Raw genomic sequence first — 23783 nt, forward strand, 5'->3', positions numbered from 1 at the left:
TAACGTAGCGAATGACCGCTACGTTAATTAAATTAACATAAGATAGATTATGCGATTTTGAATAGTCGCTGGGTGTGCGCTACCTTCAAGTGCGACTCCTATTGGAAAACAATGAGTTATCTAATGAGGAGATTGTGCCATGGGAGCTGTTTACACGCAACTGAGCATTGAGGAACGCCGCAGAATCGAACGCTGGCGACATGCAAAGGTCCCTGTCGCCGAGATGGCGCGTGTGCTGAAGCGTTCGAAAGCCACGATCCACCGCGAGATCAAGCGGAACTATTTCAGCGATGAGTGCATGCCCAAATGGGGTCACTGCATAAAAGTGACATTATTGTCCGGTTCGCGCGAACGAAACATGAACTCATGCGGCATCGCGAAGATCATTTTTCCGAAGTGGCCTGAGGCGATCTGGGCTGAATGGCGGGTTCATGTTCCAGAGGTAGTCCCCTGTCAATCCGACATGGGCCCAGCCAAGTGGCGCGATGTGTTTGATGATGTCATTCGGGATGGCGACGCCGTTTTTCCTCAGATCAGTGACTGAGGCTTCCAGATACTTGGTGTTCCACAGGATGATGGCGGCGACCAGGAGGTTGAGACCGGATGCTTTGTGGATCTGATGCTCATAGCTGCGATCGCGCATTTCACCGAGTTGGTTGAAGAAGACCCCACGTGCCAGGGCGTTTCGGGCTTCGCCTCTGGCCAGACTTGCGCTGGTTCTTTTTCTCAGTTCCAGGCTGCGCATCCATTCCAGGGCAAAGAGGGTCCGCTCCAACCGCCCCAGTTCGCGCAGGGCAATGGCGAGTCCGTTTTGCCTGGGATAAGCGGACAAGCTTTTAAGGATCGCCGATGCGGTGGTGGTCCCGGCCTTGATGGACGTCGCCAGCCTGAGAATCTCGCGCCAGTTGTCGACAATGTGACCGACCTTGATGGTGCCGCCGATGAAGGGTGTCATGATGGCCGGAGGCTTCATGCCGGGCAGAAGGTACAATTTGCGATCCTTGAAGTTTCGCAAGCGCGGCGCGAAGCGGAACCCCAAGAGATAGCACAGCGCAAAGACATGGTCTGTCGCGCCGCCAGTGTCCACATGATGCTCTTCGATTGCGACACCGGATTGGTGGCGAAGTAGACCATCCAAAACGAAGGGTGCTTCGCTTTCTGTGGCGGTGATGACCGTTGAGTGGAACGGGCTGAACTGATCGGAGATGTGGGTGTAGAACTTGAGACCCGGTGTACGCCCGTATTTTGCGTTGATATCCGCAGAGGCCTCACCGCGGCCACCGGCCCGGAAGAACTGCCCGTCTGAGGATGACGTCACGCCATCCCCCCAGAGTTTGGCCAGCGGGAGTTCGCGGTGCATGTCGACCAAACAGGCCAACGCGCTTGAATATGTTTCCTCACGCAAATGCCAGTCATGAGCCCATGCGATCTGCCGGGCGGACAGATTGTGGGTTGCTGCCGCCATGCGGGATACGCTCAGATTGACACCGTCGGCCAGGACGGCGGCAAACAGCGCCTTTTGATCTTCCGCCGGTCTGCCCGAGCGATAATGGGTGAAGCACTCCGCAAATCCGGTCCAGGCGTTAACCTCCGTCAGCAGGTCGGGGATCTTGATCTGTGGCAATTGCCCATAAACCAGACGGCTCATGGCCGTGGCGGCTTCAGGCGTTTCGTCTTTGATCGGGGTGATGCTCAGGGTGCCACCCTGAATGACGGCATCCGGCAGCGTCCCCGCTTCGGCCCGGGCCGCGACAGTGGCCATGGCCTCCTCAATCTGCTGTTGCCGTTCCGCAAGATAGGTTTCTGCATCCGCCGCGGCGGCGATCGGCAGCGATCCCTCGGTACGCAAGATCTCGAAGGTAGCCTTGGGGATGAGCCGATCATCGAAGTTTCGGCGCTGCCGGCTTCCTTCGACCCAGACATCCCCGGCCCGAAGCCGATCTCGCAATTCGAAATAGACGCACAGCTCGTATGCGCGCCGGTTGATCTCTCCTGGTGCAGAGAAGACAAATGGACGCCAGACCTTCCGAATGAACCCGGTGGGAGGGTTGTCAGGCAGGCTGCGCTTGTTCGTGTTGTACATGATGCGCAAAACATCCACCGCACGAAGAAGGCTGGCGGCACTTGCCGCGCCTTTGAAGGAGAACACCTTTATTATCAGGGGCGCAAACTGACGGGCCGTCTGATATTTTCCGATGAGCTCGGAGTATTTGTCGGGCTTTCCGTCTCCCAGGGCAGTTTCAATTGCGGATGTCGCACTCTCGATCTCATCCCAATTGGCGGTGTCCAGCATCCCGTTGAGATCGCCGGTTTGCAGACGGGCCGTCAGGGCTTCACGGCAGAAGTCTTTGAGAGACTGCAAGGGGCGGATGATGTCCATCAGGAGCTGGGACGCTTTGTCGGAACTTTGCTGTTCCGCCCTTCGAAAGCTGCGGCCCAGCAATTTGTCGAACATATCCAGTGCGAGATCGGTGAGCTGTTCTTCCAGCCGCAGGCAGGCGGCCGACAAAACCGCCCACAACCGTGGCACGGCCAAACGGCGCAGGTTTTGCACCGTGATCCGCAAACCTTCCCCGGCCAGACTGTCGAGCGTCGATGTCGAGATGTTTTGACGCAAACTGGCAGGCAGGCCGATTGCTCGAACCACAATCAGGCGATCCAGAACAGCCTTGAGGGATTTGGCGGACGCTGATTTGGGTGCTGCCTTCAACCAACTCAGCGTCGACACCTCGCCTGATTCAGGGGGCGCAATCAGCGCGCGCAGAGTATCGTGGTGATCCGGATGCAGATCTCCGGTCAGAGCGGATATCCTGACATTTTCCGCGCGCTGGATCGCGTGCCTGACAATCAGTTCAACGGTACGACGCGCGGGGACCAGGATACGCCGCCTTCTCAGTTCTTCGATCAGCGAGATTGCCAAAGGCTCTGCCCGCGGGTCTTCTCCTGCAGATGGTGTCAGCCAATGAACAAGTTCCCGTACGAGAGATCTTGTGAAGGCCTGATATCCGAACCGAGCTATGATTTGCCCGATATGTTCGCGTCGCGTTTGCGGGCGCTGATCATAGACCGCCAGATCGGAAGCGCTGGCATCAACCTGATCTGCAAGAAAGGCCAGCATAACGTCGTTGGGCTGTTCTCCAACCTCACGAACCCGCCCGGGATGGCGCAGATAAGCCAATGACACGGCATAGCCCAGACGGGCGGCCGCGGTTCGCTTTCTGGCAACAGCCTCGATCTCGTCCGGGGTAAGCGTGCAATACATCGCAACCTCTCGATCCTCCGAGGGCGGCGCCATCAACCGAGACCAAAAACTTGCCGCCAATAATTGTCGCCGTGCCATAAACTACCCTCTTCCCATCGATGTCCGTGAAACGCTCGTTTGGCGGAGCCTCCCGCGCCGTCCGTCAATATGGCTTGACAACGGGAAGTCGGACAAGTTGATTCATGGACGGGAAAACGGACAAGGCTATCTTCATGGCACGGATAGGATATGCGCGGGTCTCGACGGCGGAGCAAAAACTGGAACCACAGGTGGATGCGCTCAAAGCCGCGGGCTGCGAAACCGTGTTTGAAGATGTGATCTCCGGCGCCAAAGCAGAACGCCCCGGCCTAAATGATGCCCTGGCCTTTCTGCGCAGGGGCGACACCCTTGTGGTCTGGAAACTCGATCGCCTGGGCCGATCCATGAAGCATCTGGTGGAAACAGTGGCAGAGCTCGGTGACCGTGGCGTTGGCTTCAGATCTCTGACCGAAGGCGTGGACACGACGACCACCGGAGGCACATTGGTGTTCCATCTGTTCGGCGCGCTCGCCCAGTTCGAACGTGACCTCATAGTCGAGCGGACACAGGCCGGATTGAAGGCTGCCGCAACGCGCGGCAGAAAAGGCGGGCGCAAGCCTGTCGTCACGCCCAAAAAGCTGGAGCAGGCAAAAGCCCATATCAGCGATGGATTGACAGTCCGCGAGGCCGCTGCCCGCCTCAAAATCAGCAAAACCAGCCTCTACAACGCTCTCAGAGACCAGAAAACCGGCTGAAAACGCAAATGTTCTCAGAAAGTTCGCGCGAGCCGGACAATATTGGCACTTTTATGCAGTGACCCCCATAGGGCAAATTCATCTGATCCTCCATCGGCACTGTAAGCGGACGAGACCCAGGAAGACGTTGCCAATGATTTCCGACAAGAGCAGTCCTTGTTCTGTGATGGGGACAGACGCAGTGTGGTCCACCTGCCAAGGCAAGTGCCGAGTACCGGAATGGCGCTTTGTTTTTTGTACGGACAACCTTCTGGTTCCAGCTTGAGTCCCGCTCAAGTTTTTTTCAGCTCTGCCATGATATGAGCCTGGAGTTCTGATGGCAGGGCATCAATCACGCCAACCAACGCCGCAAGATCCTGGCGGGCGGCATGCAATTGATCGATGAGCGAAACCACGATGCCCAAGCCCGTCTCATCTAGATCGAGAGCCTGAGAGAGGTCGCACAGAAGCTCCAGCCGCGCGATGTCGATGCGGCGAAAGACAAAACCGTCGGCCTCCTGCTCTGGCTTGACCAAGTCGCCCTCGACAAAGCGGACGAGTTGGCTTCGGGTCAGCCGGGTTACAGTCGTCACCACGTCATCTTCGGAATACCGGTCTGTCATTTCCCGGTCCCTTTCATCATACTGGCGCGCGGGTCGTAGGCATGGGTCTTGCGCCATTCCGCAAGAAAATCGCGAAGGCTTTCATCCACGTCAGGCGGCGCGACGATCTTCAGCTCGACCCGCTGATCGCCCTTCGTTTTGCGCCCCGCACGTGCGACCCCTCGGGCCCGCAGGCGCAGGACTTGGCCCGAGCTTGCCCCCGACGGAATTGTGAGACCTACGGGGCCGTCGATGGTCGGTGCCGTGACCTTGCCGCCGAGAACAGCCTCGTCGATGGTGATCGGGAGCGTCAGGAGAATGTCGTCGCCGTCACGACGGAACATCGGGTGGGGCCGCACCAGAACGGTGACGAGCGCATCCCCTGCCGGACCACCACCGAAGCCGGGCGCGCCTTTTCCGCGCAACCGGAGCGTCTGGCCGTCCTCGGTGCCCCTTGGGATCTTGACGGCGAGGCTCTGGCCATCCGGCAGTGTGATACGGGTCTCGGCACCTCGTGCTGCATCCAGAAACGGCACCTCAAGCGTATAGCGCACATCCGGGCCATGGGCTGAAAACCCACCGTCAGAAAAGTCGCCACCGGACGACCGCGAACGATTACGCAGGATCTCCGCGAAGATGTCCGCCGGATCGGCATTCTGCCCAAACCCGCGCGTTTGCTGGTAGGCGTTGTCCGACGCGTCTGCGAAATCACGATAGTACTGCCGCTGTGGGCGCTCTGCGCCGCGCCCGTCGATCTCTCCCGCATCATATCGGGCGCGGGTCTCGGGATCTTTCAGGATCTCATAGGCAGCGGAGATTGCCTTGAACCGCGCCTCGGCCCCGGCATCGTCGGGATGCAAGTCAGGATGGCTTGTCCGCACCAGTTTCCGATACGCCTTCTTGATGTCGTCGGCCAATGCGGCCTTGGTCAGGCCAAGCACCTCATATGGATCGTCGGGCATCGGGGCCTCCCATTGGACAACCAGCGCAAGGCCGGGCGACGCGCGCGCAGGTGGCCTCTTCCCTTTCTAAATGCCATGACGATGCCGGTGGCGTCCCTGATCCATGTCAGGGCGCGGTCGCGCTTGCCGGCTATCTTATCCCGGCCGCTGTCTGACCGGAGCCATCACTCCGCCCATGCGGAATGACGTTCGGGAAGGATCCAGCTTGGCCTCGGCAAACACCATAGAGACACGGGATAACCCGCGCGCCGGAACGGAAAACGAGGCTGCATCCGCGCCGCGCGTGCCAGCCCTGCGCCCGGTCGCGCCCGCGCCTGTCAAAAGGCGTCGCCGATGGCTTTGGGGGGTTGCGGGCCTGCTGGTCCTTGCGGTTGGCGGCCTGGTCTGGTCGCAGGTCTGGATGGCACGGCCGACCGTTGTCACGGTCGAGATCGCGACCCTCGCCCCGGTCACGCGTGTGCTTGCCGTCAACGGCCGGATCGCGGCGGTTCGGTCCGTCGATGTCAGATCGGTGGTTTCCGGCACCCTCGCGCAGCTTCCGGTGGCAGAGGGTGACATGGTCGAGGCAGACCAGATCCTCGCGCAGCTCGATGCGGGCGCGCAGACCGCCGCCGTCCGGCAGGCCATGGCCGCGCTCGACGCCGCGCTCGTGACGCAGCAACAAGTGTCGGAGGCCTATGATCGCGCTGTCGTGCTGGGCGACAACGTCGCAAGGACCGTGCTGGAGGCGGATGCCTTCGCCCTGCGATCCGCGGCACAGGAGGTGGCGCGCCTGACCGCGCTGCTCGACCAGGCGCAGATCGTGCTTGGCACCTACACGATCCGGGCGCCCGTTGCGGGCACCGTCCTTGAGCTTGACGCCGAGGCGGGGCAGATCGTCGGCCCGTCGGCACGTTTGCTGACCTTGGCCGATCTCACGGAACTGGTCGTCGAAGCGGATGTGGACGAGGCCTATGCGACGCAGATCGCGGTCGATCTGCCCGCCATCGTGCAACTGGCCGGGGAATCCACCACGCGCGAGGGTCACGTCAGCTTCGTGTCGAACCGCGTGGACGAGGCCACCGGGGGCCTTGCCATCAAGATCGCCTTCGACAGCCCGGTTTCGGCCCCCATCGGCCTGACCGTGGCGACGAATATCATCGTCGAGCAGCGCGAGGCCGCGATGACCGTGCCGCGCACCGCCTTGCTGAACGGCGACGGGGTTTTCGTGGTGTCGGACGACGTGGCGGAGTTGCGGCCCGTGACGGTGGTGGACTGGCCGGCCGCACGCCTGATCGTGACCGGGGGCCTTGAGGCGGGCGAGGCGGTGATCGTGGACGCCACAGGCATCGCGGATGGGCAGACGGTCGCGGTGGATCAACCCTGATGCTCTATGCCCTGAAGATCGCGACCCGGTATCTGACTGCGAGCAAGGCCCAGACGGCCCTGTTGGTCACAGGCGTGGCGGTGGGCGTGTTCATCTTCATCTTCATGTCGGCCCTGATCGGGGGGCTGGCCGAATTCATCTTGTCGCGCACCGTGGGCGACATCAGCCATATCACCATCGAGGCCGAGACCGACGACCCGTCCGTGCTGATCTCGCCCGAGGGCCATGTGCTGGTCGTGGCCGAACGGGTGCGCACCCGCACCGCAACGCTGTCCGAGGCCGCGACCTGGCTGCCTCAGATCGAAGGGGTTCCGGGGGTCAGGGCCGTCTCGCCGCAGATCAGCGGCGCGGGGTTCGTCACGCGCGGGGCGCAGGTCGCACAGGTCAGCGTGACCGGGGTGGAGCCGGGTCGCGAATCCGCCATCCTCGATCTGGCGGGCTACATGGTCGAGGGGGATGTGCGGCTTGGGTCGGGCCTGATCGTGCTGGGTCGCGATCTGGCCGATGATCTGGCGCTGTCGATCGGCCGGACGCTGCGGCTGGAAAGCTCAAACGGTGTCACGGCGGCGCTGACGCTCAGCGGTATCTTCAAGACCGGTAATGGCAGCATGGACAGCGCGCGGGCCTTCGTCAGCCTGTCGACCGCCCGGACGCTCTATGCCATGCCGCAAGGCGTCACGCGGATCGAGATCAAGCTGGACGATCTGAACGCGGCCGATGCCACGGCCCTGCGGATCCGCGCCCTGACGGGCCTTGACGCGGTGCCCTGGACGGACGGGGCGGAGCAATTGATGGAGGCGCTGAACGCACAGGCGCAGACCGGGTATTTCCTCAAAACCTTCGCGCTCATCACCATCGTGATCGGCGTCGCCTCGGCGCTCTTGCTGTCGACCTACCGCCGCCGCCCCGAGATCGGGATCATGCGCGCGATGGGGGCCGGGCGCGGGTTCGTCATCTTCGTCTTCGTCACGCAGGGCGCGCTGATCGGGCTGATGGGGGGCATCATGGGCGCGGCGCTGGGATACCTTGCACTCTTGCCCTTCCCCTCGCGCGATGCCTTCGAGCCAGGCACCCTGCCAATGGACATCACGCAAGGATCCTATGGCCTGGCCATCACGCTGACCGTCATCGGCGCGATCCTCGCCTCGATCCTGCCCGCACGTTCGGCCGCCCGCGTGGATCCCGTCACGGCGATAGGCCAATGAGCGCGCTTCTGGAAGTAACCGACCTGTTCAAGGCCTACGGGACGGGAGAGGCCGCGACACGGGTCCTGCGCGGCTTGTCCTTGCGCCTCGACACCGGAGAGATGGCGGCGCTGCTGGGGCCGTCGGGGTCGGGCAAGAGCACGCTCTTGACGATACTGGGCACCTTGATGAAGCCTACATCGGGCAGCTACGTCATGCTGGGCGAGGACATGATTTCCGCCGATGACCGGGCCCTGACCGAGTTTCGCAATGCCCACATCGGCTTCGTTTTCCAGTTTCACAACCTTCTGCCGGATTTCACTGCGCTGGAAAACGTGATCTTCCCCACGGCCGTACGTGAAGGGCGCGAGACGCCTGCCGCCCGTGCGCGTGGCCGCGATCTCTTGTCCCGCATGGGGCTCGCCGACCGCATCGAATTCCCCTCGGCCAACCTTTCGGGCGGGCAAAAGCAACGAGTCGCTGTTGCCCGTGCCTTGATGAACAGTCCGGAACTGGTGCTGGCGGACGAGCCGACCGGGAACCTCGACCGAGACTCGGCAAACCAGGTGATGGACCTGATCGGACAGATCAACCGCGAGGAAGGCACGACCTTCCTGATCTCGACCCATGACGAAAAGATTGCCGGTTTCTGTCGGCGACAGATCGTCGTGGGCGATGGGGTTGTGACCGGTTAGGCCCACGCAGCGGGTGCTTACTGCGCGGTATAGCCCCCGTCGACGAGGTGGTAGCTTCCGGTGATGAAACTGGCCTGATCCGAGAGCAGGAAACAGGTCATCGCCGACACCTCCGCAGCCTCACCCAGCCGCCCGATTGGGTGCAGGGCGGCGATGCCGTCCAGCGCCGCTGCGTCAAGGTGCTTTTCCAGAAGCGGCGTCGCGATGAAGCCCGGACCAACCGCGTTTACCCGAACCCCGTCCTTGGCGTATTCGATGGCCGCGACCTTTGTCAGGCCAACGACCCCATGTTTAGCGGCGACATAGGCACCAGCCGTCGCAAAACCGACCGACCCTAGGATAGACGCCATATTGACGATCGCGCCGCCGCCCGCCTTGACCATTGCGGGAATGCCAAAGCGCATGCCGTGAAACACACCGGTCAGGTTGATGTCGATGACCTGCTGCCATCCATCCAGAGGATATTCCCCAACCGGGTGCGCAGGGCCACCAATACCAGCATTGTTGACAAGCAGGTGCAGTTCACCCGTCTGCGCTACAGCAAAAGCCACAAGAGCCTCCACATCAGCGGCAGCACTTGTGTCGGTCTTGTGGATGAAAGCGGTGCCACCGGATGCCTCGATCTTTTTGACCACGGCGGCCATCCCCGCCTCGTCCATATCCGCCAAGATAACCCTAGCCCCAAAGCCTGCCAGATCCTGCGCAATTGCGGCACCAATTCCCGACGCGGCACCAGTCACGATGGCTGTCTTGTCATTGAACTCAATGGTCATTTTCAGTCTCCTGCAAATGGATAATTCTGGGAGAGGCTGCACAGATTGAATCGTGGCGCGCCAACTTGGGTGAACCGGGCCAATTTCAGTCCCGCCTGCCCTCGCCCAGGGATCGCGCCAGAACAAATGCTGCCGTGAACGCAATCTGAGAGGCTAATCCGGTTTCGCCGGTTGCAGGTGCCGCCGGTTGGGAGACCGGTGGGTCGGTCAGAGTCCTTTTCGCAAATCGATTTCTGGCGAAGACCAGAAGGACCGCAGCCAAAATTGTTAATCCGAGGCCGATCAAGAGGGACGCCGGACCTTGCCCTACCGCGATACTGAGCGTGAGATACGCCCAGGCCGTCAGGAACGCCACTCCTGCGGCTGCGGTCAGTCCCCCGGCCAGAGCAAGCAAGATCGGCAACAGCATTGGTCGCACCTCCCTTCGGATGTATCGGCCAATGCTGTGCACGATGTCATCGACAATACCCATCAGCGCCGCGACAGGGCGCCAACCAAAAAACCCGCACCCGCAGCGAGGCCAATTGTCATGAAAGGGTGGGCCGCAACGGACTCCTCCAGTTGCGCCTCTGCAGAGCGGCCCTTGCTTGCTGCATAATGCTTCGCTTCGTCAAAGCCTTCCGCGATGTCCGCGGCCATGCGGCTGCCGCGCCGTCCAGCGATCCCGCTGACAGTCTCGCTGAGTCGCGATAAATTCTCTCGCAGGGCGGCCAATTGACGGCTGACCGCCTCGATATCAGTTGCGGCGGTAGCTTGAGGGTTCGTCTTGCTATCAAGTGACATTTTGATTTCCTTTGTTTGTTGGGGAGTGGGGTATTGTGCCGCCTGACCTTCTGTCCGAGAGCGGCCTGAATGCATCGCGCATCATGTTTGGGCCGATACCCGGACCACCTCTGCCGTCTGCTCGGTGGCTTCTCCCGAGAAAGCCTCGTCGGATGCATCCGCCTCGGCCTTGGTCTTTTGAACCAGTTGGTCCTCGTGATGCGGTGGACCGTAAAGGGTATAAAGCTTGAGCGCCTCATGGCCCGTGCAGATCACGTTGTGATGCGCACCTGCGGGCACAACCACACCATCGCCGGGGCCAACCTTGTGCGGCGTGCCATCGATCACGACACGTCCCTTGCCGTCTTCGATGCGAAAGAACTGGTCCGTGTCAGCGTGTATCTCGCCACCGATTTCAGTCCCCGGCTCGAGTGACATCAGAACCAGTTGCAGCTTTGTTCCTGAATAAAGAACACGCCGAAAGTCGGTGTTTTCTTCCGTCAGTTCCTCGATATTCGCCACATATCCGATCATGACGCCTCTCCGTTCATTTCATCGTCTGGCTGGACGACACGAACGTGTGTGCCGCAGATAAATCTTCACCGCACTGATCGGCGTTAGCAGCGTGCTACGTTTATCTTCACTGCGGTGCGGTTGGCCATTATCCGCCTTAGGTCGAAAGTCCTCACCACGGGGTTCATGAATCGCGCCGCTTCGTTTCATGGCCCGATGACGCGTGCACTCACTGCGGCCTACCACCGTCAAAAGTGGGCGTGGTATCAGGTTTGGTGAACGTAGGTGCCAGGTGCCGACACGAGTGGGACCAAGCCCTTATCTGGCGCACCGATGGAGGGTTCCGGCGTGACACCGCTGCTATTCTCTTCCAGCCAGGTCGTCCACGCGGGCCACCAAGAGCCTGGTTGCGGCGTATTTTGCGCAACCCAAGCTTCGGGACCCACGTAAAGCGCCCCGGCAGCACGACGCGAGATCCGATGGTGACCGCGCGCCAGCTTTGGCTCGTTTATGATCCCGCTGTTGTGGCCGCCGCTTGTCAGGACAAAGGTCATATCGCTGTCAGTAAACAATTTGGTTTTGTAGACGGACTTCCACGGCGCGATGTGGTCGGTTTCTGTGCCCACGGCGAATATCGGAGCCGAGATGTCCTTGAGCGCGATCACTCGTCCGTTGACGGCAAACCGGCCTGCCGTCAGCCGGTTTTCAAGAAACAGGCCGCGCAGATACTCTGAATGCATTCGGGCTGGCATTCGGGTCGTGTCCGATACCCAGACTCCTATGTCGGTCGGCAGGTCCTCTTTCCCAAGGTAATAGCGCCGCACGGCACGGGAATAGATAAGGTCCTCCGACCTGATAGCAGAAAAGGCGCGCGCCATTTGGGGCCGGTCAAGATAGCCTTTCTCCCACATCATGTCCTCGAGGAATGCGATCTGGCTTTCATCCAGAAACAACAGCAACTCGCCCGCCTCGGCAAAGTCGACCTGTGCTGCCATGAGCGAGATCGACGCAAGCCGTTCGTCGTTTTCACGCGCCATCGTGGCCGCCGCGATCGCGAGGATTGTGCCACCCAAGCAATAGCCGACCGCATGAACCTTGCGCTCCGGCACGATGGCATTCACCGCATCGAGAGCCGCGATCACGCCGCGTTCGCGGTAGTCCTCCAGCGACAGGTCTGCTTGATCAGCGGTCGGGTTGCACCACGAAATCATGAAGACGGTAAATCCCTGATCCACAAGGTGTTTGACCATTGAATTATGCGGCGAGAGATCAAGAATATAGTACTTCATGATCCAGGCCGGAACGATCAGGATCGGCTCGGCCTGCACTTTATCGGTCTGTGGCGCATACTGGATCAACTCGAAAAGATCATTGCGGAACACCACCTCGCCGGGTGTACAGGCCAGATCCTTGCCGATCTGAAAGCCCTCTGGTGCGGGTTCATGGACCTGAGCAACGGTGTTTAAAAAATCATGCATGAAGTTGCGCGCACCCTCCGCCAAATTCTTGCCGCTGCTCTTGCGCGTTTCCTCGATGATCTCGGGATTAAGGGCGGGGAAATTGGACGGAGACAACAGGTCTAACATCTGGCGCGCCATGAAGCGGGTCCTGTCTGCATCCTCAGGACGCAATCCGCGCAGATGGTCGGTTGCATAATCCCACCAGTCCTGCACCGCGAGAAACCCCTGCTGCATGTTTCTGAACGGTGGCTTTTCCCATCCGGGATGCCGGAAACGATGATCGTAGGCCTTTGGCACAAAGGCCGGTTCCGCGTCGCTGTTTGGCAGAAGCGACTGCCCCAACAGCCTTGTCATGTTTTCCTGCGCGCGCTCGGCCAATTCAAGTTGGCGACCCGGAGCCTGGGCCAGATGCTGTGCCCAATCGCTCCAGGCTTCGATGAACGCATGGGGCGATACGCCGGCGGACATGTAGGCGACCGCCGCACGGGACGCGCGATCCAGGTTTTCGTGCGGATGCGCCGCGCTCGGCCCGGCATTGGGCTGCGACGCGGGGACGATCTTGGCGGGAAGCTGGACCTGCTGCGCGTCTTTCGCAGGTGTCTTGGGCTGCGCCGTGCGCTTGGTCATCTGAACCTATCCTATGCTGATGTGCCTTTTTGCAGAATGCCGGTCTCGGGGTCGCTGTGATCGCGCTAGCACAAGCCGCATCAGGGCATGTGCCCTGTGTGGCAGAAACCTGTGGCGATCGCATTGATCCAGATCAGCGTCCAGCTTTGCTAAGCTTTCTATGCTTCTTCCAAGTTTTCCCCGCAGGCAGTGCTTTCTGACTGGCTGCCGCCGCCAGACGAACAATGAGGCCCCGTTTGACATCCACACGCGTAGATCAACCATGGAGCAACGGCTCTATCCGTGCCGGGACGGGCGCGGATGTGGGTGACCCTGATCTGTCCGGTGGGATGCGGACTCATATCCCGAACGACCCTGACGCCCCGCTTGGTGGCGTCGTACATGCCGTCCGGGGGGCGGTGGTGGATGTCGTCTTTGCCGGATCCGACCTGCCGCCGATCAATTCTGCGCTGTTGGTGAGATGGGACCGCCCGACCGTCCTCACTCTCGAAGTCCACAGCCACCTCGATCAGAAAACAATACGCGCCGTGGCCTTCCAATCCACTGCGGGCCTTGCCCGAGGCGTGCCGGTGCAGGCCAGCGGCGCGCCGGTGACCGTGCCTGTGGGCGAAGCCGTTCTCGGCAGGCTTCTGGATGTGGTGGGCAGTCCGCAGGACGACGGGCCTGCCTTGCCTGAGGATACACCACGTCGCTCGATCCATGCCCTGCCGCCGCTTCTGAAATCCCAGACTGGCGCCACCGACGTATTTGAGACGGGGATCAAGGTGATCGACCTCCTGACGCCGATGGCTCAGGGCGGCAAGGCCGCGATGTTCGGCGGCGCCGGCGTGGGCAAGACCGTTCTGGTGATGGAATTGATCCGCGCCATGGTCGAGAAATATGAAGGTATCTCCGTCTTCGCGGGCGTCGGTGAGAGATCACGCGAGGGGCATGAGCTGCTGACTGAAATGCAGGACTCGGGCGTTCTGGAGCGCACCGTGCTGGTCTACGGTCAGATGAACGAGCCACCCGGCGCGCGCTGGCGGGCTCCGCTCACAGCCTTGACGATTTCGGAATACTTCCGCGACCAGAAGCACAAGAACGTCCTTCTTCTGATGGATAACGTATTCCGTTTTGTTCAGGCCGGGGCCGAGGTCTCGAGCTTGCTAGGCCGCCTGCCCTCGCGCGTGGGCTATCAGCCAACGCTGGCGACCGAGGTGGCGGGCCTGCAAGAGCGTATCGCCTCTGTGGCAGGCTCTGCCGTGACCGCGATTCAGGCGGTCTATGTGCCTGCCGACGATTTCACCGACCCCGCGGTGACCACGATTTCCGGGCACATGGATTGCGTCATCATGCTGTCCCGCGCCCAGGCCTCCGAAGGGTTCTATCCGGCGATTGACCCGCTGGGCTCGTCATCGATGCTGCTCGATCCGCTGGTTGTCGGTGACGGGCATTACCAGACCGCCGAAGCTGTCCGTCAGGCGCTGGCAAGGTTCCGCGAGTTGACCGACATCATTTCGCTGCTGGGAGTCGAGGAACTGGGCACCGCCGACCGCTTGATCGTCAAACGCGCACGCCGGTTGCAACGGTTCCTGACCCAACCCTTCATGGTGACCGAGGCCTTTACCGGCACACCGGGCGCCAGCGTGCCCCTCACCGAGACCCTCTCGGGGTGCCGCGCCATTCTGGACGGCGAAGCCGACGAGTGGTCCGAAAGCTCGCTCTACATGGTAGGAACGCTGGAGGACGCAAGACAGAAAGAGGCGGCCGCAAATGCCTCGGACGCCGCCGACGCCGAGGAAGCGGCATGAGATTGCGCATCGTGACCCCCCTGTCCGTCGTTGTGGACGAGGATGCCGAAAGCTTGCGGGCTCAGGACGCCAGCGGCAGCTTCGGCATTCGGCCCGGCCACGCCCCATTCCTGACCGCGCTCTCGGTTTCCATCCTCAGTTGGAAAACCACCGGGCTTGAGCGGTTCTGCGCATTGCGCGGCGGGGTGCTAACCGTGACCGGCGGTAGCAGTGTCGCAATCGCCACCCGCGAGGCCGTGGCGGGCGACGATCTGGCCACGCTGGACGCGGAGGTTCTGACCCGGTTTCAGACCGACGCCGACGAAGAACGGGTCGAACATGTCGAGACGATGCGACTGCAAATGAACGCCATCCGCCAGATGATCAGCGGGTTGCGCCGGGGCGCAGACACGGGAAAGTTCCGGTGACCGAAGACCCATCTGAGCCCCCAGAAACCGATCCTCTGGTCGAGGAAATCCGCAAGCATCGCAGCCGGCGCGAGCAGTGGTTGCGCGAAGGTGACATGTCCGTCGGTCGACGTTTGGCGCAGATCGGCGTGCTGGGCTGGATTTTCGTGGTGCCGACTCTGGCGGGCCTGTTCTTCGGACGCTGGCTCGATGCGCAATTTGAGACGGGCATTTTCTGGAGCGCCCCGATGATGCTGCTCGGGCTTTGCATAGGCGGCTGGACCGCTTGGAAATGGATGAACGCACGATGACCGATCCCTCCACTCTCCCGCTAATCGTCCTTCTTCCGATCTGCTTTCTGGGTGGGCTCTTCATCGGATGGGGCTATTTCCGTGCGCTTCGCGAGACTGCCAACCTGATCGTGGGCGGAGGCAAACCGCTCAGGGCGATCGTCCTGACCCTCGCACGCATCTCGCTTCTGGCCACTGGGTTCTTCATCGCCGTGCTGGCAGGCGGCCTTGCCCTGTTGGCGGCCCTTGCAGGGGTCCTCTGCGCAAAGTGGATCATGCTCCGCAGGATGGGGGATATCCAAACATGAACTCTCCCCTCGACTTTACCGTCCTGTTCCAGATCGGACCGGTTCAGATCACGCAAGCCATTGTCACGACATGGGCGATCATGGCGATACTGGTGATCGGGGCGTTCCTCTTGACCCGGCGGCTTGACCTCAGACCAACCCGGCGTCAGGCAGCGCTGGAGCTGATTGTCGCTACGCTCGATACCCAGATCACCGAGACAACGGGCGCGGCACCCGCCCCCTATCGCGGGTTCATCGGCACGCTCTTTGTGTTCATCCTCGTGGCGAATTGGTCCTCGCTTGTGCCGGGGATCGACCCTCCAACCGCAAAGCTTGAAACCGATGCCGCCCTCGCCGTTCTGGTGTTCCTGTCCGTGATCTGGTTCGGCATACGCGCGGGTGGCGTTGGCGGCTGGCTGAAAACTTTCGCCGCGCCCAATCCGGTGATGATCCCGCTGAATATCCTGCAAAGCCTGACGCGGGTCTTTTCCATGTTCGTCCGACTGTTCGGCAACGTGATGAGCGGCGTGTTCGTCATTGGCATCGTCGCCTCGCTGGCGGGCCTGCTGGTACCGATCCCATTGATGGCCCTCGATCTGCTGACCGGGCTGGTGCAAGCCTACATCTTCGCAGTGCTGGCGATGGTGTTCATTACCTCTGCGGTCGAGGACGGCGCGCGGACCCCACCGAATACCGACCTTGCCCCTTCCCCAACGAAAAAGGATTCATGATGGACTATGCTCCGCTTGCCAGTATCTTCTGCGCCGCCTTCGCGGTGGCCTTCGGCGCTATCGGCCCCGCCCTTGCCGAGGGGCGCGCCGTTGCCGCCGCGATGGATGCCATTGCCCGTCAGCCCGATGCCGCAAACACGATTTCGCGCACGCTGTTTGTCGGGCTCGCGATGATCGAGACGACGGCAATCTATTGTCTGGTTATTGCGCTCCTGCTGCTCTTCGCCAACCCGCTACTGGCATGAGCGCATGACCCTCGATTGGTGGGGACTGGGTCTTCAGGCCATCAACGTCCTGATCCTCGTCTGGCTGCTCAGCCGCGTGTTCTGGCGGCCGATAGCCGGGGCCATCACCCGGCGACAGGACGCGGCGCAGGCCATGCTGGAGGAAGGCAATACAGCACAAGCGAAAGCCGACGCTGCGCTGGCCGAGGTAGTTGAGACCCGCGCAGGAATCGCGGAGGAACGCGATGCCATACTTGCCGAGGCCAAGGCGGCTGCGGACAAAGCCACGAAAGCCGAGCTGAAGGAGGCGCAGAGCAAGGCAGACACCCTGATCGCTGCCGCGCGCACCGCCATTGACCGCGACCGAAACACCGCGCGGAAAGAGAACGCAACGAGGGCCGCCGAATTGTCGGTCGAGATTGCAGCCCGGCTTCTGGGCCGGTTCAACACGCCTGCGGTTCAGGCGGCGTTCCTTGCGCAACTTGTCGAGGCTATCGCGGGCATGTCCGCCCCCGACCGAACGGCGCTGACAGCCTCGGCAGGCGATATCGAGATCATCTCCGCGACAGCCCCGGAGGGTGCGCAAAGGGCCGAGATCGAAGAAGCCGTAAAGGATGCGTTGGACGGCACGCCCAGCGTTCGTCTTGTCACCGATCCCGACCTGATCGCCGGACTGGAACTCCGCAGCGGGCATTTCGTGCTTCACAACAGCTGGCGGGCCGATCTGGAGAATATCCTGAAGGAGGTCGAGAATGCCGCCTGACGCGCCAGACTGGTTCACCTCGGCGCAAGGCGCAGTGCGTCGCGCGGCACTGGGTCCGCGACCCGAACACAGGGGCCGTGTCGAGGAGATCGGGGACGGTGTGGCGATGATCTCGGGCTTGCGCGACGTGCGGTTGGACGAGGTTCTGCGGTTCGAGGGCGGCCAGTTCGGGTTCGCCCGGGTTCTGGACCCCGATCTGATTGGCTGCGTGTTCGTTGACGCCGCGACCAAGGTCGAGGCGGGCGATGCCGTTTTCGGCACCGGCGAAGTGGTAAGCGTGCCTGTCGGAGAGGCGCTGCTCGGGCGCATCGTCGACCCGCTCGGCCGCCCGCTGGACGGAAAGGGGGCAATTGAGGCCGAAGAGCGGTGGCCGATCGAGCGCCCGGCGCCGTCGATCATCGAACGAGATCTCGTGACCCAGCCGGTGCAAACCGGGATACTCGTGATGGACACGCTGTTCGCGCTTGGCCGGGGCCAGCGCGAGTTGATCGTCGGCGACCATTCCACCGGCAAGACCACCCTGGCCATCGATGCGATGATCGCGCAGCGCGACAGCGACATGATCTGCGTCTATGTCGCGGTGGGGCAAAAGACATCCAGCGTACGCCGCGCCATCGACGCGCTGCAGGCGCATGGGAACTTCGCGCGCTGCATCGTGATTGTCGCGGGCTCCGCCTCGGCGCCGGGGCTGCAATGGATAGCACCCTATGCGGGCGTCACAATTGCGGAATACTTCCGCGACAGGGGCGGGCACGCCCTCGTTGTGATCGACGATTTGTCGAAGCACGCCGCCACCCACCGCGAAATCGCCCTTCTGACCCGACAATCCCCGGGGCGTGAGGCCTATCCGGGGGACGTGTTCTATATACATGCCCGCCTGCTGGAACGGGCTGCCAAGCTGTCCCCTGCGCGAGGCGGCGGATCCTTGACCGCATTGCCGATCGCAGAAACCAACGGGGGGAACCTGTCGGCCTATATCCCGACCAATCTGATCTCGATCACGGACGGACAGATCGTGCTGGATTCGAGCCTGTTTCATCAGGGGCAGAAACCGGCGGTGGATGTGGGGCTGAGCGTCAGCCGTGTCGGCGGCAAGACCCAGGCGCCCGTGCTGCGCAAGGCGGCCGGCACGCTGCGGCTCGACTATGCGCAGTTTCTGGAGCTCGAGGTCTTCACCCGGTTCGGCGGCATGCCCGAAGGTCGCGTGCGCGATCAACTCAGGCGCGGGAAAAGGATCCGCGCAATCCTGCGTCAGCCGCAGAATGCACCCCTTCGCCTTGCAGATGAGGTAGCGCTCCTGCTCGCCGTGCAGTCAGGGCTACTGGACCCCCTATCGCTCGATGCTGTTGCCACCTTTCGGGACAAACTGCCGGAAAATCTTGATCAAGATGCCGGCGATGCCCTGCGTGTCCTTGCCGAGACCGGGGAACTGAATGAGACGGCGCGGGCCGCCCTGATGGCCGCGATGACCCGCCTTGCGACGCAGCTTGAAGATAAGGAACTAGCGACATGACCGAACGACTGGCCGATGTCAGCGCCCGGATCGACGGCATTCGCCAGTTGGGGGCCGTGGTAAACGCGATGAAGGGCATCGCCGCCGCGCGCGCCCACACCGCCCGTGCCGAGCTGGAGGCCGTCGACAGTTATACGGCGACAATTGCCGCCGCCATATCCGATGCACTTGGCCCCGCAGGTCCTACGTCACCGGCCGAGACCTCTGGCGGCCAAACCGACGGCAGCACCGGCCTTTTAGTGTTCTGCGCCGAACAGGGCTTTGCTGGCGCCTTCAGCGAACGCGTTCTGGACAGCATCGAAGACGATCTTCCCGACACCAGCCTGTTTCTGATCGGTACCCGTGGCCTGTCTATCGCAGCGGCGCGTGGGCTCCATCCGGTCTGGTCCGCGCCAATGTCCTCGCACACGCCCGGCATTCCGAAACTCGCCGATACTATCGTCAAGGCGATCTACCGCGCCCTGGGCGAGGGTCGTTTTGAGCGTATGGAAATGATCCATGCCGGATGGGCGTCCGGGCGACCTCAAGTCCTCCGGCAGGTTCTGTTGCCGGTCGATCTGTCGGCCCTGCCGCCGCCTGGAACGACACGTCCGCTGACCCAGCTACCCACCGACGCCCTGATCAACAGTCTCAGCGGTGACTATCTCCATGCCCTGGTGTGCAAGGCGGCGCTTCATGCCTTTGCCGCAGAGAACGAGGCAAGAATGGAGGCCATGTCCGCCGCGGGCAGCCAGATTACGCGCGAGTTGGGCGAATTCGAGGCGACACTGCGCCAGGTACGACAGGAAGCGATCACAGCAGAAATCATCGAACTGGGGACCGGCACGGCGTCCGCGCGCGGCGCAAGGTGAGCGCTACGGGGCTAACATAGGCTCCTATTGATCTGGGTCAGCACAAGCTGGCGCGGTTTGCGTCATGTTGGTCGTTAACCAAGGTGTGGCACCCGCCCGCTTTGGTTCGACCGGCGTCATGACATCGGCCAATCCGGCCCATGCAAACGGCGCCAGCAAGGATCCTGCAATGGCACACGCTGCGATGCAACTTGGACAAGACCCGCAATTCGAGCCGTTTCTGCACGCGCCCTTGGGTGAAGATCGACGCGGAAGCAGCGTCACCGTTCTATCGATGCTCGCCCGGCTCGGCGTTGATCCCTGGAGCGAAGCCTCGGAGCTTTCCAGATTGCCCGCAGCGGCGGCAAGGCAAAGGTTGGAGGCGCTGATGACACGTTTCCATGACGTACCGACCCCTGTTCCGGATCGGAGCAGGATTGTCTCGGGCCTTCTTGCCCTGCTGCCGAGGCGGGCGACGACCACAATTTCACCCCAGGACGGCACTTCGGCCAAGCTTGCACTGCCACCGCAGGGATCCCCATTCTACTGGATCATTGCTGCAGCCCTGTTCGTTGGCTGGGTCGCCATGCTTGCACAAGGCCAGTGAGATGAACCCCTGCGCGAAACAGCCATCACCCAGCACAACCGCCAATCTTGAAAGGAGCCTTGAATGACTGCAGATGACACCCTCTGGGATCTGGAAGAACGCTTCTGGACACAAGGCGCTGACAGTGCGCGTCACGCGACCGCAAAGGGCGCTGTCTTCGTCTTGCCCTATCCTGCCGGCATTCTTCAGGGCGATGCGCTCTGGAGAGAAAAAGACGTCGCCCAAAGGTGGCGTTCGGTCGAAATGAGCGAGCGTTATCTCTCATGCCAGAACAACATTGCCGTATTGGCCTATCGTGTCTCTGCCGAACGGAGCGACGAACCGATCTATGAGGCACTCTGCACCTCGACCTACCTGAACGACGACGGCAAGTGGCTGCGGCTGGCGCATCAGCAGACCCCGCTGAGTTGATCGCGAGAGTTGTCTGGCGCGGGTTCCTTAGGGCGGCAAGGTTCAGGCCATGCATCGGCGCGGTTCGCGTTCCGATCCATGGCCTCTGTGATGCGCGCAGCCTAACCTCGGTCAGTCCGCGATCTGCGATCCTGGATCAAGATGAGGGTGGCCGCCGGTTCTTTTCAAAAACCGGACAGGGAAAGGACCTCATTATGCCACCCACCAAAACGACATCTGCCGAACGCAGCCCCCGTTTCCACTTCCCCTCAGCCTATACCATTCTTTTCGCGCTGATCGTGATCATCGCAGGGCTGACGTGGGTGATCCCAGCCGGTCAGTATGAGCGCGCTGCGTCCGAGGCCCTTGGCAAGGATGTTCCGGTGGCGGGAACCTACGCGCCCACCGACGCCAATCCGCAAGGCTTTTTCGACGTCATACTCGCTCCCATCGCAGGCTTCTACGATCCGGGAAGCTATTCTGCCAATGCCATCGACGTGGCGCTGTTCGTTCTGATGATCGGCGGGTTCATCGGAGTGGTCACGGCAACTGGGGCCATCGATGCGGGCATCAAGCGCGCAATGGTGCGGCTCGAAGGGCGGGAAAAATGGATGATCCCGATCCTCATGGCGCTCTTTGCGGCGGGCGGCTCGACCTATGGAATGGCCGAGGAAACTCTGGCCTTCTACGTCATCCTGACGCCGGTGATGATCGCGGCGGGCTATGACGCGCTGACCGCCGTGGCGGTGATCCTGCTGGGTGCCGGGGTGGGCGTGCTCGGCTCGACCGTGAACGCCTTTTCGACCGTGATCGCGTCGGACGCCGCCGGAGTGCCCTTCACCGACGGGCTGACGCTGAGGCTGGTCCTGCTTGCGCTCACTTTCGCTGCGGCCGTCACTTACGTCATGCGCTATGCCGCACGTGTCAAGGCCGACCCGTCCCGGTCGCTGGTCTTTGACAGAAAGGCCGAGAACGAGGCGCATTTCCGCAGCACGGCCGAGGCCGGACTCAGCGACTTTACCGGACTGCACAAGATCGTCCTGCTACTTTTCGGCGCGACCTTCGCGGTGATGATCTGGGGAGTCTCGCTGGGCAGCTGGTGGATGGCCGAAATGAGTGGGCTGTTCCTGTTCGCCGGTATCGCCATAGGGATCATAGGACGGTTAGGAGAGAAAGGGCTTGTCGACGCCTTCGTCGGCGGCGCGCGCGACCTTTTGGGCGTGGCGCTGATCATCGGGCTGGCGCGTGGCATCGTCGTGATCATGGACGCGGGCCACATCACCGACACGATCCTTCACTGGGCAGAAGGCACCGTCGTGGGCCTCAATGAGGTCGTGTTCATCAACGTGATGTACTGGATCCAGGTCGTCCTGTCCTTCTTCGTGCCCTCCACCTCCGGCCTTGCCGTCCTGTCCATGCCGATACTTGCCCCCGTCGGCGACTTTGCGGGGGTATCTCGCAGCCTCGTGGTGACAGCTTTCCAGTCGGCAGAAGGCGTGGTCAATCTGGTCACACCCACCTCCGCGGTGGTCATGGGCGGGCTCGCCATCGGGCGTGTTCCTTACGAACGCTGGCTGCGCTTCGTCTGGCCGGTGCTTCTGGGTCTCACGATCATCGTTGCGTTCATACCTGTGATCCATCATGCGTCGATTCTGGCGTTGCAGCGATGGCGGTTCAAACGGCCCGCGGATACCCTTATCTCGGTCAGTGCTGAGTTTAGGTGCGACGAGAGTCAAAATCGCAAGGTGAACCGCGGCTGTGATTGGGAACGTCGTATCGCCGCTTTCAATACCGCGAGCTACCCGATGACGGGCTTTAGAGCAAAAATGAATTCATAGGTTCAAACAGACTTCAAATAGACCAGATCGACGCAACCGCCAATCGCTGAGCGAAGCGCGCCATAGCGCGATTTCAAGTTGCATATACAGCGCACACGATGCCCATTACACTTTTGTATTTAAATACAAAAGTGTCGAATCCATTATAGCAGCTGCATCATCGTGTGCTGCAAGTCGCACCTCAACTCCGACCGCAAGATCAGAAAGGGCACCCCGCCCGCCTGAAAAACTGCCCGAGACCGGCACGATTTGGTGAATGCCGCGACCGACTGCGACTGGAATCAGGTTCTGAGACCCGACACTTCGGTTCGTTGGATCGAAGGCAATCCATCCAGCACCGGGGACAAATATCTCGACCCAAGCATGGGTAGACCCTGAACCCGCCGACCCAACGAGGCTCATTTCGGGATCGGACAGATAGCCTGAGACGATGCGGGCGCCAAAACCAAGTCGGCGGGCTGACTCGGCAAGCAGGACCGCGAAATCTCGACAAGAGCCCCATCGCCGGTCAAGGGTCTCGATCGGCGACTGGGTGCCTTCGTCGTCGCGGCTCTGGTAGAGAGTTTGCGTGGAAACGCCGTTGCTGATGTCCTTCAGCAAAGACAGCGTGTCGGTCGGGCGTGCCATGACAAATCCCTCGACCCATCGGGAAAGCCGCCCGTCTGGGTCGCAGTATTGCGGTACCGTCAATGCACCCAGATCCGTCCATTCATCTGCGGCGTAGACAAAGGGATACTGGGCGGCCGAGGCAGCAATGGCAAAGACCGGCCACGCTGGCGCGGTGAGTTCCACCGTGGCGCGGCTCTCGATCACCAGATGATCTGTCAGGCCGTCAAAGACGGCGGTGGCGACAGCGTTGCCGGCCACGTCATGCGCCCAGGTTACCGTCGCCGTCGGAGAAATGGAGAGGGCATGCGCAAGTAGTCGCAGTTCCCTGGTTTCTCGGGGACGCAGCATCAACCGATGGGGCCCAAGAGGGGCCTTTTGACGGTATCGGTAGGTCGTGGTGTGAACGATGTCGAGGCAGGCCAAAACGGAGATCCAGTGTGGTTCGAGGATGACGGCGCGCACGTCGATGCGGATCAGCGGCGGCGCGATGACCCGGAGCTATCGGGCACCGCGTTTCGCCAGGCGTTCAACCCCTTGCAGCGCCAACAGATCCGTTCTCCAAAGCCT

25 protein-coding genes and 1 pseudogene are annotated in these 23783 nt (G+C 61.6%); 17 read left to right on the forward strand and 9 right to left on the reverse strand.

The features are described from left to right. Nucleotides 1-139: 139 nt before the first annotated feature. A pseudogene (locus ACS3QZ_RS19670) lies at nt 140-307 on the forward strand (helix-turn-helix domain-containing protein); the annotation flags it as partial. 57 nt (nt 308-364) lie between these two features. Here the strand turns inward: ACS3QZ_RS19670 and ACS3QZ_RS19675 are convergent. Beyond that, nucleotides 365-3340 carry a Tn3 family transposase gene (locus ACS3QZ_RS19675; RefSeq protein ID WP_456039434.1) on the reverse strand — a complete coding sequence of 992 codons (2976 nt, stop codon included), beginning with the start codon at nt 3338-3340 and terminating at the stop codon, nt 365-367. 134 nt (nt 3341-3474) lie between these two features. Here ACS3QZ_RS19675 and ACS3QZ_RS19680 point away from each other — a divergent pair, with 134 nt between their 5' ends. Next, nucleotides 3475-4035: a recombinase family protein gene (locus tag ACS3QZ_RS19680; protein WP_456039500.1), complete on the forward strand. Its 561-nt coding sequence runs from the start codon at nt 3475-3477 to the stop codon at nt 4033-4035. Nucleotides 4036-4307: 272 nt separating this feature from the next. Here the strand turns inward: ACS3QZ_RS19680 and ACS3QZ_RS19685 are convergent, their stop codons facing one another. Both ACS3QZ_RS19685 and ACS3QZ_RS19690 read right to left on the reverse strand, forming a co-directional pair. After that, nucleotides 4308-4637 carry a chaperone modulator CbpM gene (locus ACS3QZ_RS19685; RefSeq protein WP_456039435.1) on the reverse strand — a complete coding sequence of 110 codons (330 nt, stop codon included), beginning with the start codon at nt 4635-4637 and terminating at the stop codon, nt 4308-4310. Then, nucleotides 4634-5578 carry a DnaJ C-terminal domain-containing protein gene (locus tag ACS3QZ_RS19690; protein ID WP_456039436.1) on the reverse strand — a complete coding sequence of 315 codons (945 nt, stop codon included), beginning with the start codon at nt 5576-5578 and terminating at the stop codon, nt 4634-4636. Before ACS3QZ_RS19690 ends, ACS3QZ_RS19685 begins: the two co-directional genes overlap by 4 nt. A gap of 175 nt (nt 5579-5753) precedes the next feature. Between ACS3QZ_RS19690 and ACS3QZ_RS19695 the strand changes: the two genes are divergently transcribed. Genes ACS3QZ_RS19695 through ACS3QZ_RS19705 form a run of 3 tightly spaced genes read left to right on the forward strand, consistent with a single transcriptional unit; the run spans nt 5754 to nt 8823 of the window. Next, on the forward strand, nt 5754-6944 hold the full coding sequence (locus tag ACS3QZ_RS19695) for an efflux RND transporter periplasmic adaptor subunit (protein WP_456039437.1): 1191 nt from the start codon (nt 5754-5756) through the stop codon (nt 6942-6944). Further along, a complete protein-coding gene (locus tag ACS3QZ_RS19700; protein ID WP_456039438.1) occupies nt 6944-8149 on the forward strand; it encodes an ABC transporter permease in 1206 nt (401 codons plus the stop codon). The genes ACS3QZ_RS19695 and ACS3QZ_RS19700 overlap by 1 nt, the downstream gene beginning before the upstream one ends. Continuing rightward, nucleotides 8146-8823, forward strand: a complete 678-nt coding sequence (locus tag ACS3QZ_RS19705; RefSeq protein ID WP_456039439.1) for an ABC transporter ATP-binding protein — start codon at nt 8146-8148, stop codon at nt 8821-8823. The genes ACS3QZ_RS19700 and ACS3QZ_RS19705 overlap by 4 nt, the downstream gene beginning before the upstream one ends. A gap of 17 nt (nt 8824-8840) precedes the next feature. Here the strand turns inward: ACS3QZ_RS19705 and ACS3QZ_RS19710 are convergent, their stop codons facing one another. The 5 genes from ACS3QZ_RS19710 to ACS3QZ_RS19730 form a co-directional block, all read right to left on the reverse strand. Further along, entirely contained in the window at nt 8841-9596 is a 756-nt protein-coding gene (locus ACS3QZ_RS19710) for an SDR family NAD(P)-dependent oxidoreductase (protein WP_456039440.1), read from the reverse strand. A gap of 85 nt (nt 9597-9681) precedes the next feature. Then, nucleotides 9682-10005 carry a hypothetical protein gene (locus ACS3QZ_RS19715; RefSeq protein WP_456039441.1) on the reverse strand — a complete coding sequence of 108 codons (324 nt, stop codon included), beginning with the start codon at nt 10003-10005 and terminating at the stop codon, nt 9682-9684. Nucleotides 10006-10067: 62 nt separating this feature from the next. Further along, nucleotides 10068-10379 (reverse strand): glycine zipper domain-containing protein, encoded by a 312-nt coding sequence (locus tag ACS3QZ_RS19720; protein ID WP_456039442.1) that lies wholly within the window; start codon nt 10377-10379, stop codon nt 10068-10070. 81 nt (nt 10380-10460) lie between these two features. After that, the gene (locus tag ACS3QZ_RS19725) at nt 10461-10892 is read right to left on the reverse strand and encodes a cupin domain-containing protein (protein WP_456039443.1); all 432 of its coding nucleotides are present in this window, start codon (nt 10890-10892) and stop codon (nt 10461-10463) included. Between the two features lie 245 nt (nt 10893-11137). Further along, the gene (locus ACS3QZ_RS19730; RefSeq protein WP_456039444.1) at nt 11138-12958 is read right to left on the reverse strand and encodes a PHA/PHB synthase family protein; all 1821 of its coding nucleotides are present in this window, start codon (nt 12956-12958) and stop codon (nt 11138-11140) included. A gap of 329 nt (nt 12959-13287) precedes the next feature. Here ACS3QZ_RS19730 and atpD point away from each other — a divergent pair, with 329 nt between their 5' ends. The 12 genes from atpD (at nt 13288) to ACS3QZ_RS19790 (ending at nt 22607) form a co-directional block, all read left to right on the forward strand. After that, a complete protein-coding gene (gene atpD / locus ACS3QZ_RS19735; RefSeq protein WP_456039501.1) occupies nt 13288-14748 on the forward strand; it encodes a F0F1 ATP synthase subunit beta in 1461 nt (486 codons plus the stop codon). Then, a complete protein-coding gene (locus tag ACS3QZ_RS19740; RefSeq protein ID WP_456039445.1) occupies nt 14745-15155 on the forward strand; it encodes a F0F1 ATP synthase subunit epsilon in 411 nt (136 codons plus the stop codon). The genes atpD and ACS3QZ_RS19740 overlap by 4 nt, the downstream gene beginning before the upstream one ends. Beyond that, nucleotides 15152-15445, forward strand: a complete 294-nt coding sequence (locus ACS3QZ_RS19745) for an AtpZ/AtpI family protein (protein ID WP_218631249.1) — start codon at nt 15152-15154, stop codon at nt 15443-15445. The genes ACS3QZ_RS19740 and ACS3QZ_RS19745 overlap by 4 nt, the downstream gene beginning before the upstream one ends. Continuing rightward, nucleotides 15427-15732: an N-ATPase subunit AtpR gene (locus ACS3QZ_RS19750; RefSeq protein WP_456039446.1), complete on the forward strand. Its 306-nt coding sequence runs from the start codon at nt 15427-15429 to the stop codon at nt 15730-15732. The genes ACS3QZ_RS19745 and ACS3QZ_RS19750 overlap by 19 nt, the downstream gene beginning before the upstream one ends. Next, the gene (locus ACS3QZ_RS19755) at nt 15729-16442 is read left to right on the forward strand and encodes a F0F1 ATP synthase subunit A (RefSeq protein ID WP_456039447.1); all 714 of its coding nucleotides are present in this window, start codon (nt 15729-15731) and stop codon (nt 16440-16442) included. Before ACS3QZ_RS19750 ends, ACS3QZ_RS19755 begins: the two co-directional genes overlap by 4 nt. After that, nucleotides 16442-16687 (forward strand): F0F1 ATP synthase subunit C, encoded by a 246-nt coding sequence (locus ACS3QZ_RS19760; protein ID WP_213633090.1) that lies wholly within the window; start codon nt 16442-16444, stop codon nt 16685-16687. Before ACS3QZ_RS19755 ends, ACS3QZ_RS19760 begins: the two co-directional genes overlap by 1 nt. Nucleotides 16688-16691: 4 nt before the next feature. Further along, nucleotides 16692-17429 (forward strand): F0F1 ATP synthase subunit delta, encoded by a 738-nt coding sequence (locus ACS3QZ_RS19765; RefSeq protein WP_456039448.1) that lies wholly within the window; start codon nt 16692-16694, stop codon nt 17427-17429. Beyond that, nucleotides 17419-18942, forward strand: a complete 1524-nt coding sequence (locus ACS3QZ_RS19770; protein ID WP_456039449.1) for a F0F1 ATP synthase subunit alpha — start codon at nt 17419-17421, stop codon at nt 18940-18942. The genes ACS3QZ_RS19765 and ACS3QZ_RS19770 overlap by 11 nt, the downstream gene beginning before the upstream one ends. Beyond that, on the forward strand, nt 18939-19793 hold the full coding sequence (locus ACS3QZ_RS19775) for a F0F1 ATP synthase subunit gamma (RefSeq protein WP_456039450.1): 855 nt from the start codon (nt 18939-18941) through the stop codon (nt 19791-19793). The genes ACS3QZ_RS19770 and ACS3QZ_RS19775 overlap by 4 nt, the downstream gene beginning before the upstream one ends. 64 nt (nt 19794-19857) lie before the next feature. After that, entirely contained in the window at nt 19858-20379 is a 522-nt protein-coding gene (locus ACS3QZ_RS19780; RefSeq protein WP_456039451.1) for a hypothetical protein, read from the forward strand. A gap of 63 nt (nt 20380-20442) precedes the next feature. Beyond that, a complete protein-coding gene (locus ACS3QZ_RS19785) occupies nt 20443-20790 on the forward strand; it encodes a hypothetical protein (RefSeq protein ID WP_316294564.1) in 348 nt (115 codons plus the stop codon). 194 nt (nt 20791-20984) lie between these two features. Beyond that, on the forward strand, nt 20985-22607 hold the full coding sequence (locus ACS3QZ_RS19790; protein WP_456039452.1) for a YfcC family protein: 1623 nt from the start codon (nt 20985-20987) through the stop codon (nt 22605-22607). Nucleotides 22608-22712: 105 nt separating this feature from the next. Here ACS3QZ_RS19790 and ACS3QZ_RS19795 read toward each other — a convergent pair whose 3' ends face one another. Beyond that, entirely contained in the window at nt 22713-23639 is a 927-nt protein-coding gene (locus tag ACS3QZ_RS19795) for a transglutaminase family protein (RefSeq protein ID WP_456039453.1), read from the reverse strand. Nucleotides 23640-23783: the final 144 nt, after the last annotated feature.

Source organism: Shimia sp. W99, assembly GCF_053851455.3.

Coding starts and splice junctions, on each gene's coding strand:
- ACS3QZ_RS19675 (WP_456039434.1), bottom strand. CDS start 3,340: ATGGCACGGCGACAATTATTGGCGGCAAGTTTTTGGTCTCGGTTGATG.
- ACS3QZ_RS19680 (WP_456039500.1), top strand. CDS start 3,475: ATGGCACGGATAGGATATGCGCGGGTCTCGACGGCGGAGCAAAAACTG.
- ACS3QZ_RS19685 (WP_456039435.1), bottom strand. CDS start 4,637: ATGACAGACCGGTATTCCGAAGATGACGTGGTGACGACTGTAACCCGG.
- ACS3QZ_RS19690 (WP_456039436.1), bottom strand. CDS start 5,578: ATGCCCGACGATCCATATGAGGTGCTTGGCCTGACCAAGGCCGCATTG.
- ACS3QZ_RS19695 (WP_456039437.1), top strand. CDS start 5,754: ATGCGGAATGACGTTCGGGAAGGATCCAGCTTGGCCTCGGCAAACACC.
- ACS3QZ_RS19700 (WP_456039438.1), top strand. CDS start 6,944: ATGCTCTATGCCCTGAAGATCGCGACCCGGTATCTGACTGCGAGCAAG.
- ACS3QZ_RS19705 (WP_456039439.1), top strand. CDS start 8,146: ATGAGCGCGCTTCTGGAAGTAACCGACCTGTTCAAGGCCTACGGGACG.
- ACS3QZ_RS19710 (WP_456039440.1), bottom strand. CDS start 9,596: ATGACCATTGAGTTCAATGACAAGACAGCCATCGTGACTGGTGCCGCG.
- ACS3QZ_RS19715 (WP_456039441.1), bottom strand. CDS start 10,005: ATGCTGTTGCCGATCTTGCTTGCTCTGGCCGGGGGACTGACCGCAGCC.
- ACS3QZ_RS19720 (WP_456039442.1), bottom strand. CDS start 10,379: ATGTCACTTGATAGCAAGACGAACCCTCAAGCTACCGCCGCAACTGAT.
- ACS3QZ_RS19725 (WP_456039443.1), bottom strand. CDS start 10,892: ATGATCGGATATGTGGCGAATATCGAGGAACTGACGGAAGAAAACACC.
- ACS3QZ_RS19730 (WP_456039444.1), bottom strand. CDS start 12,958: ATGACCAAGCGCACGGCGCAGCCCAAGACACCTGCGAAAGACGCGCAG.
- atpD (WP_456039501.1), top strand. CDS start 13,288: ATGCGGACTCATATCCCGAACGACCCTGACGCCCCGCTTGGTGGCGTC.
- ACS3QZ_RS19740 (WP_456039445.1), top strand. CDS start 14,745: ATGAGATTGCGCATCGTGACCCCCCTGTCCGTCGTTGTGGACGAGGAT.
- ACS3QZ_RS19750 (WP_456039446.1), top strand. CDS start 15,427: ATGGATGAACGCACGATGACCGATCCCTCCACTCTCCCGCTAATCGTC.
- ACS3QZ_RS19755 (WP_456039447.1), top strand. CDS start 15,729: ATGAACTCTCCCCTCGACTTTACCGTCCTGTTCCAGATCGGACCGGTT.
- ACS3QZ_RS19760 (WP_213633090.1), top strand. CDS start 16,442: ATGGACTATGCTCCGCTTGCCAGTATCTTCTGCGCCGCCTTCGCGGTG.
- ACS3QZ_RS19765 (WP_456039448.1), top strand. CDS start 16,692: ATGACCCTCGATTGGTGGGGACTGGGTCTTCAGGCCATCAACGTCCTG.
- ACS3QZ_RS19770 (WP_456039449.1), top strand. CDS start 17,419: ATGCCGCCTGACGCGCCAGACTGGTTCACCTCGGCGCAAGGCGCAGTG.
- ACS3QZ_RS19775 (WP_456039450.1), top strand. CDS start 18,939: ATGACCGAACGACTGGCCGATGTCAGCGCCCGGATCGACGGCATTCGC.
- ACS3QZ_RS19780 (WP_456039451.1), top strand. CDS start 19,858: ATGTTGGTCGTTAACCAAGGTGTGGCACCCGCCCGCTTTGGTTCGACC.
- ACS3QZ_RS19785 (WP_316294564.1), top strand. CDS start 20,443: ATGACTGCAGATGACACCCTCTGGGATCTGGAAGAACGCTTCTGGACA.
- ACS3QZ_RS19790 (WP_456039452.1), top strand. CDS start 20,985: ATGCCACCCACCAAAACGACATCTGCCGAACGCAGCCCCCGTTTCCAC.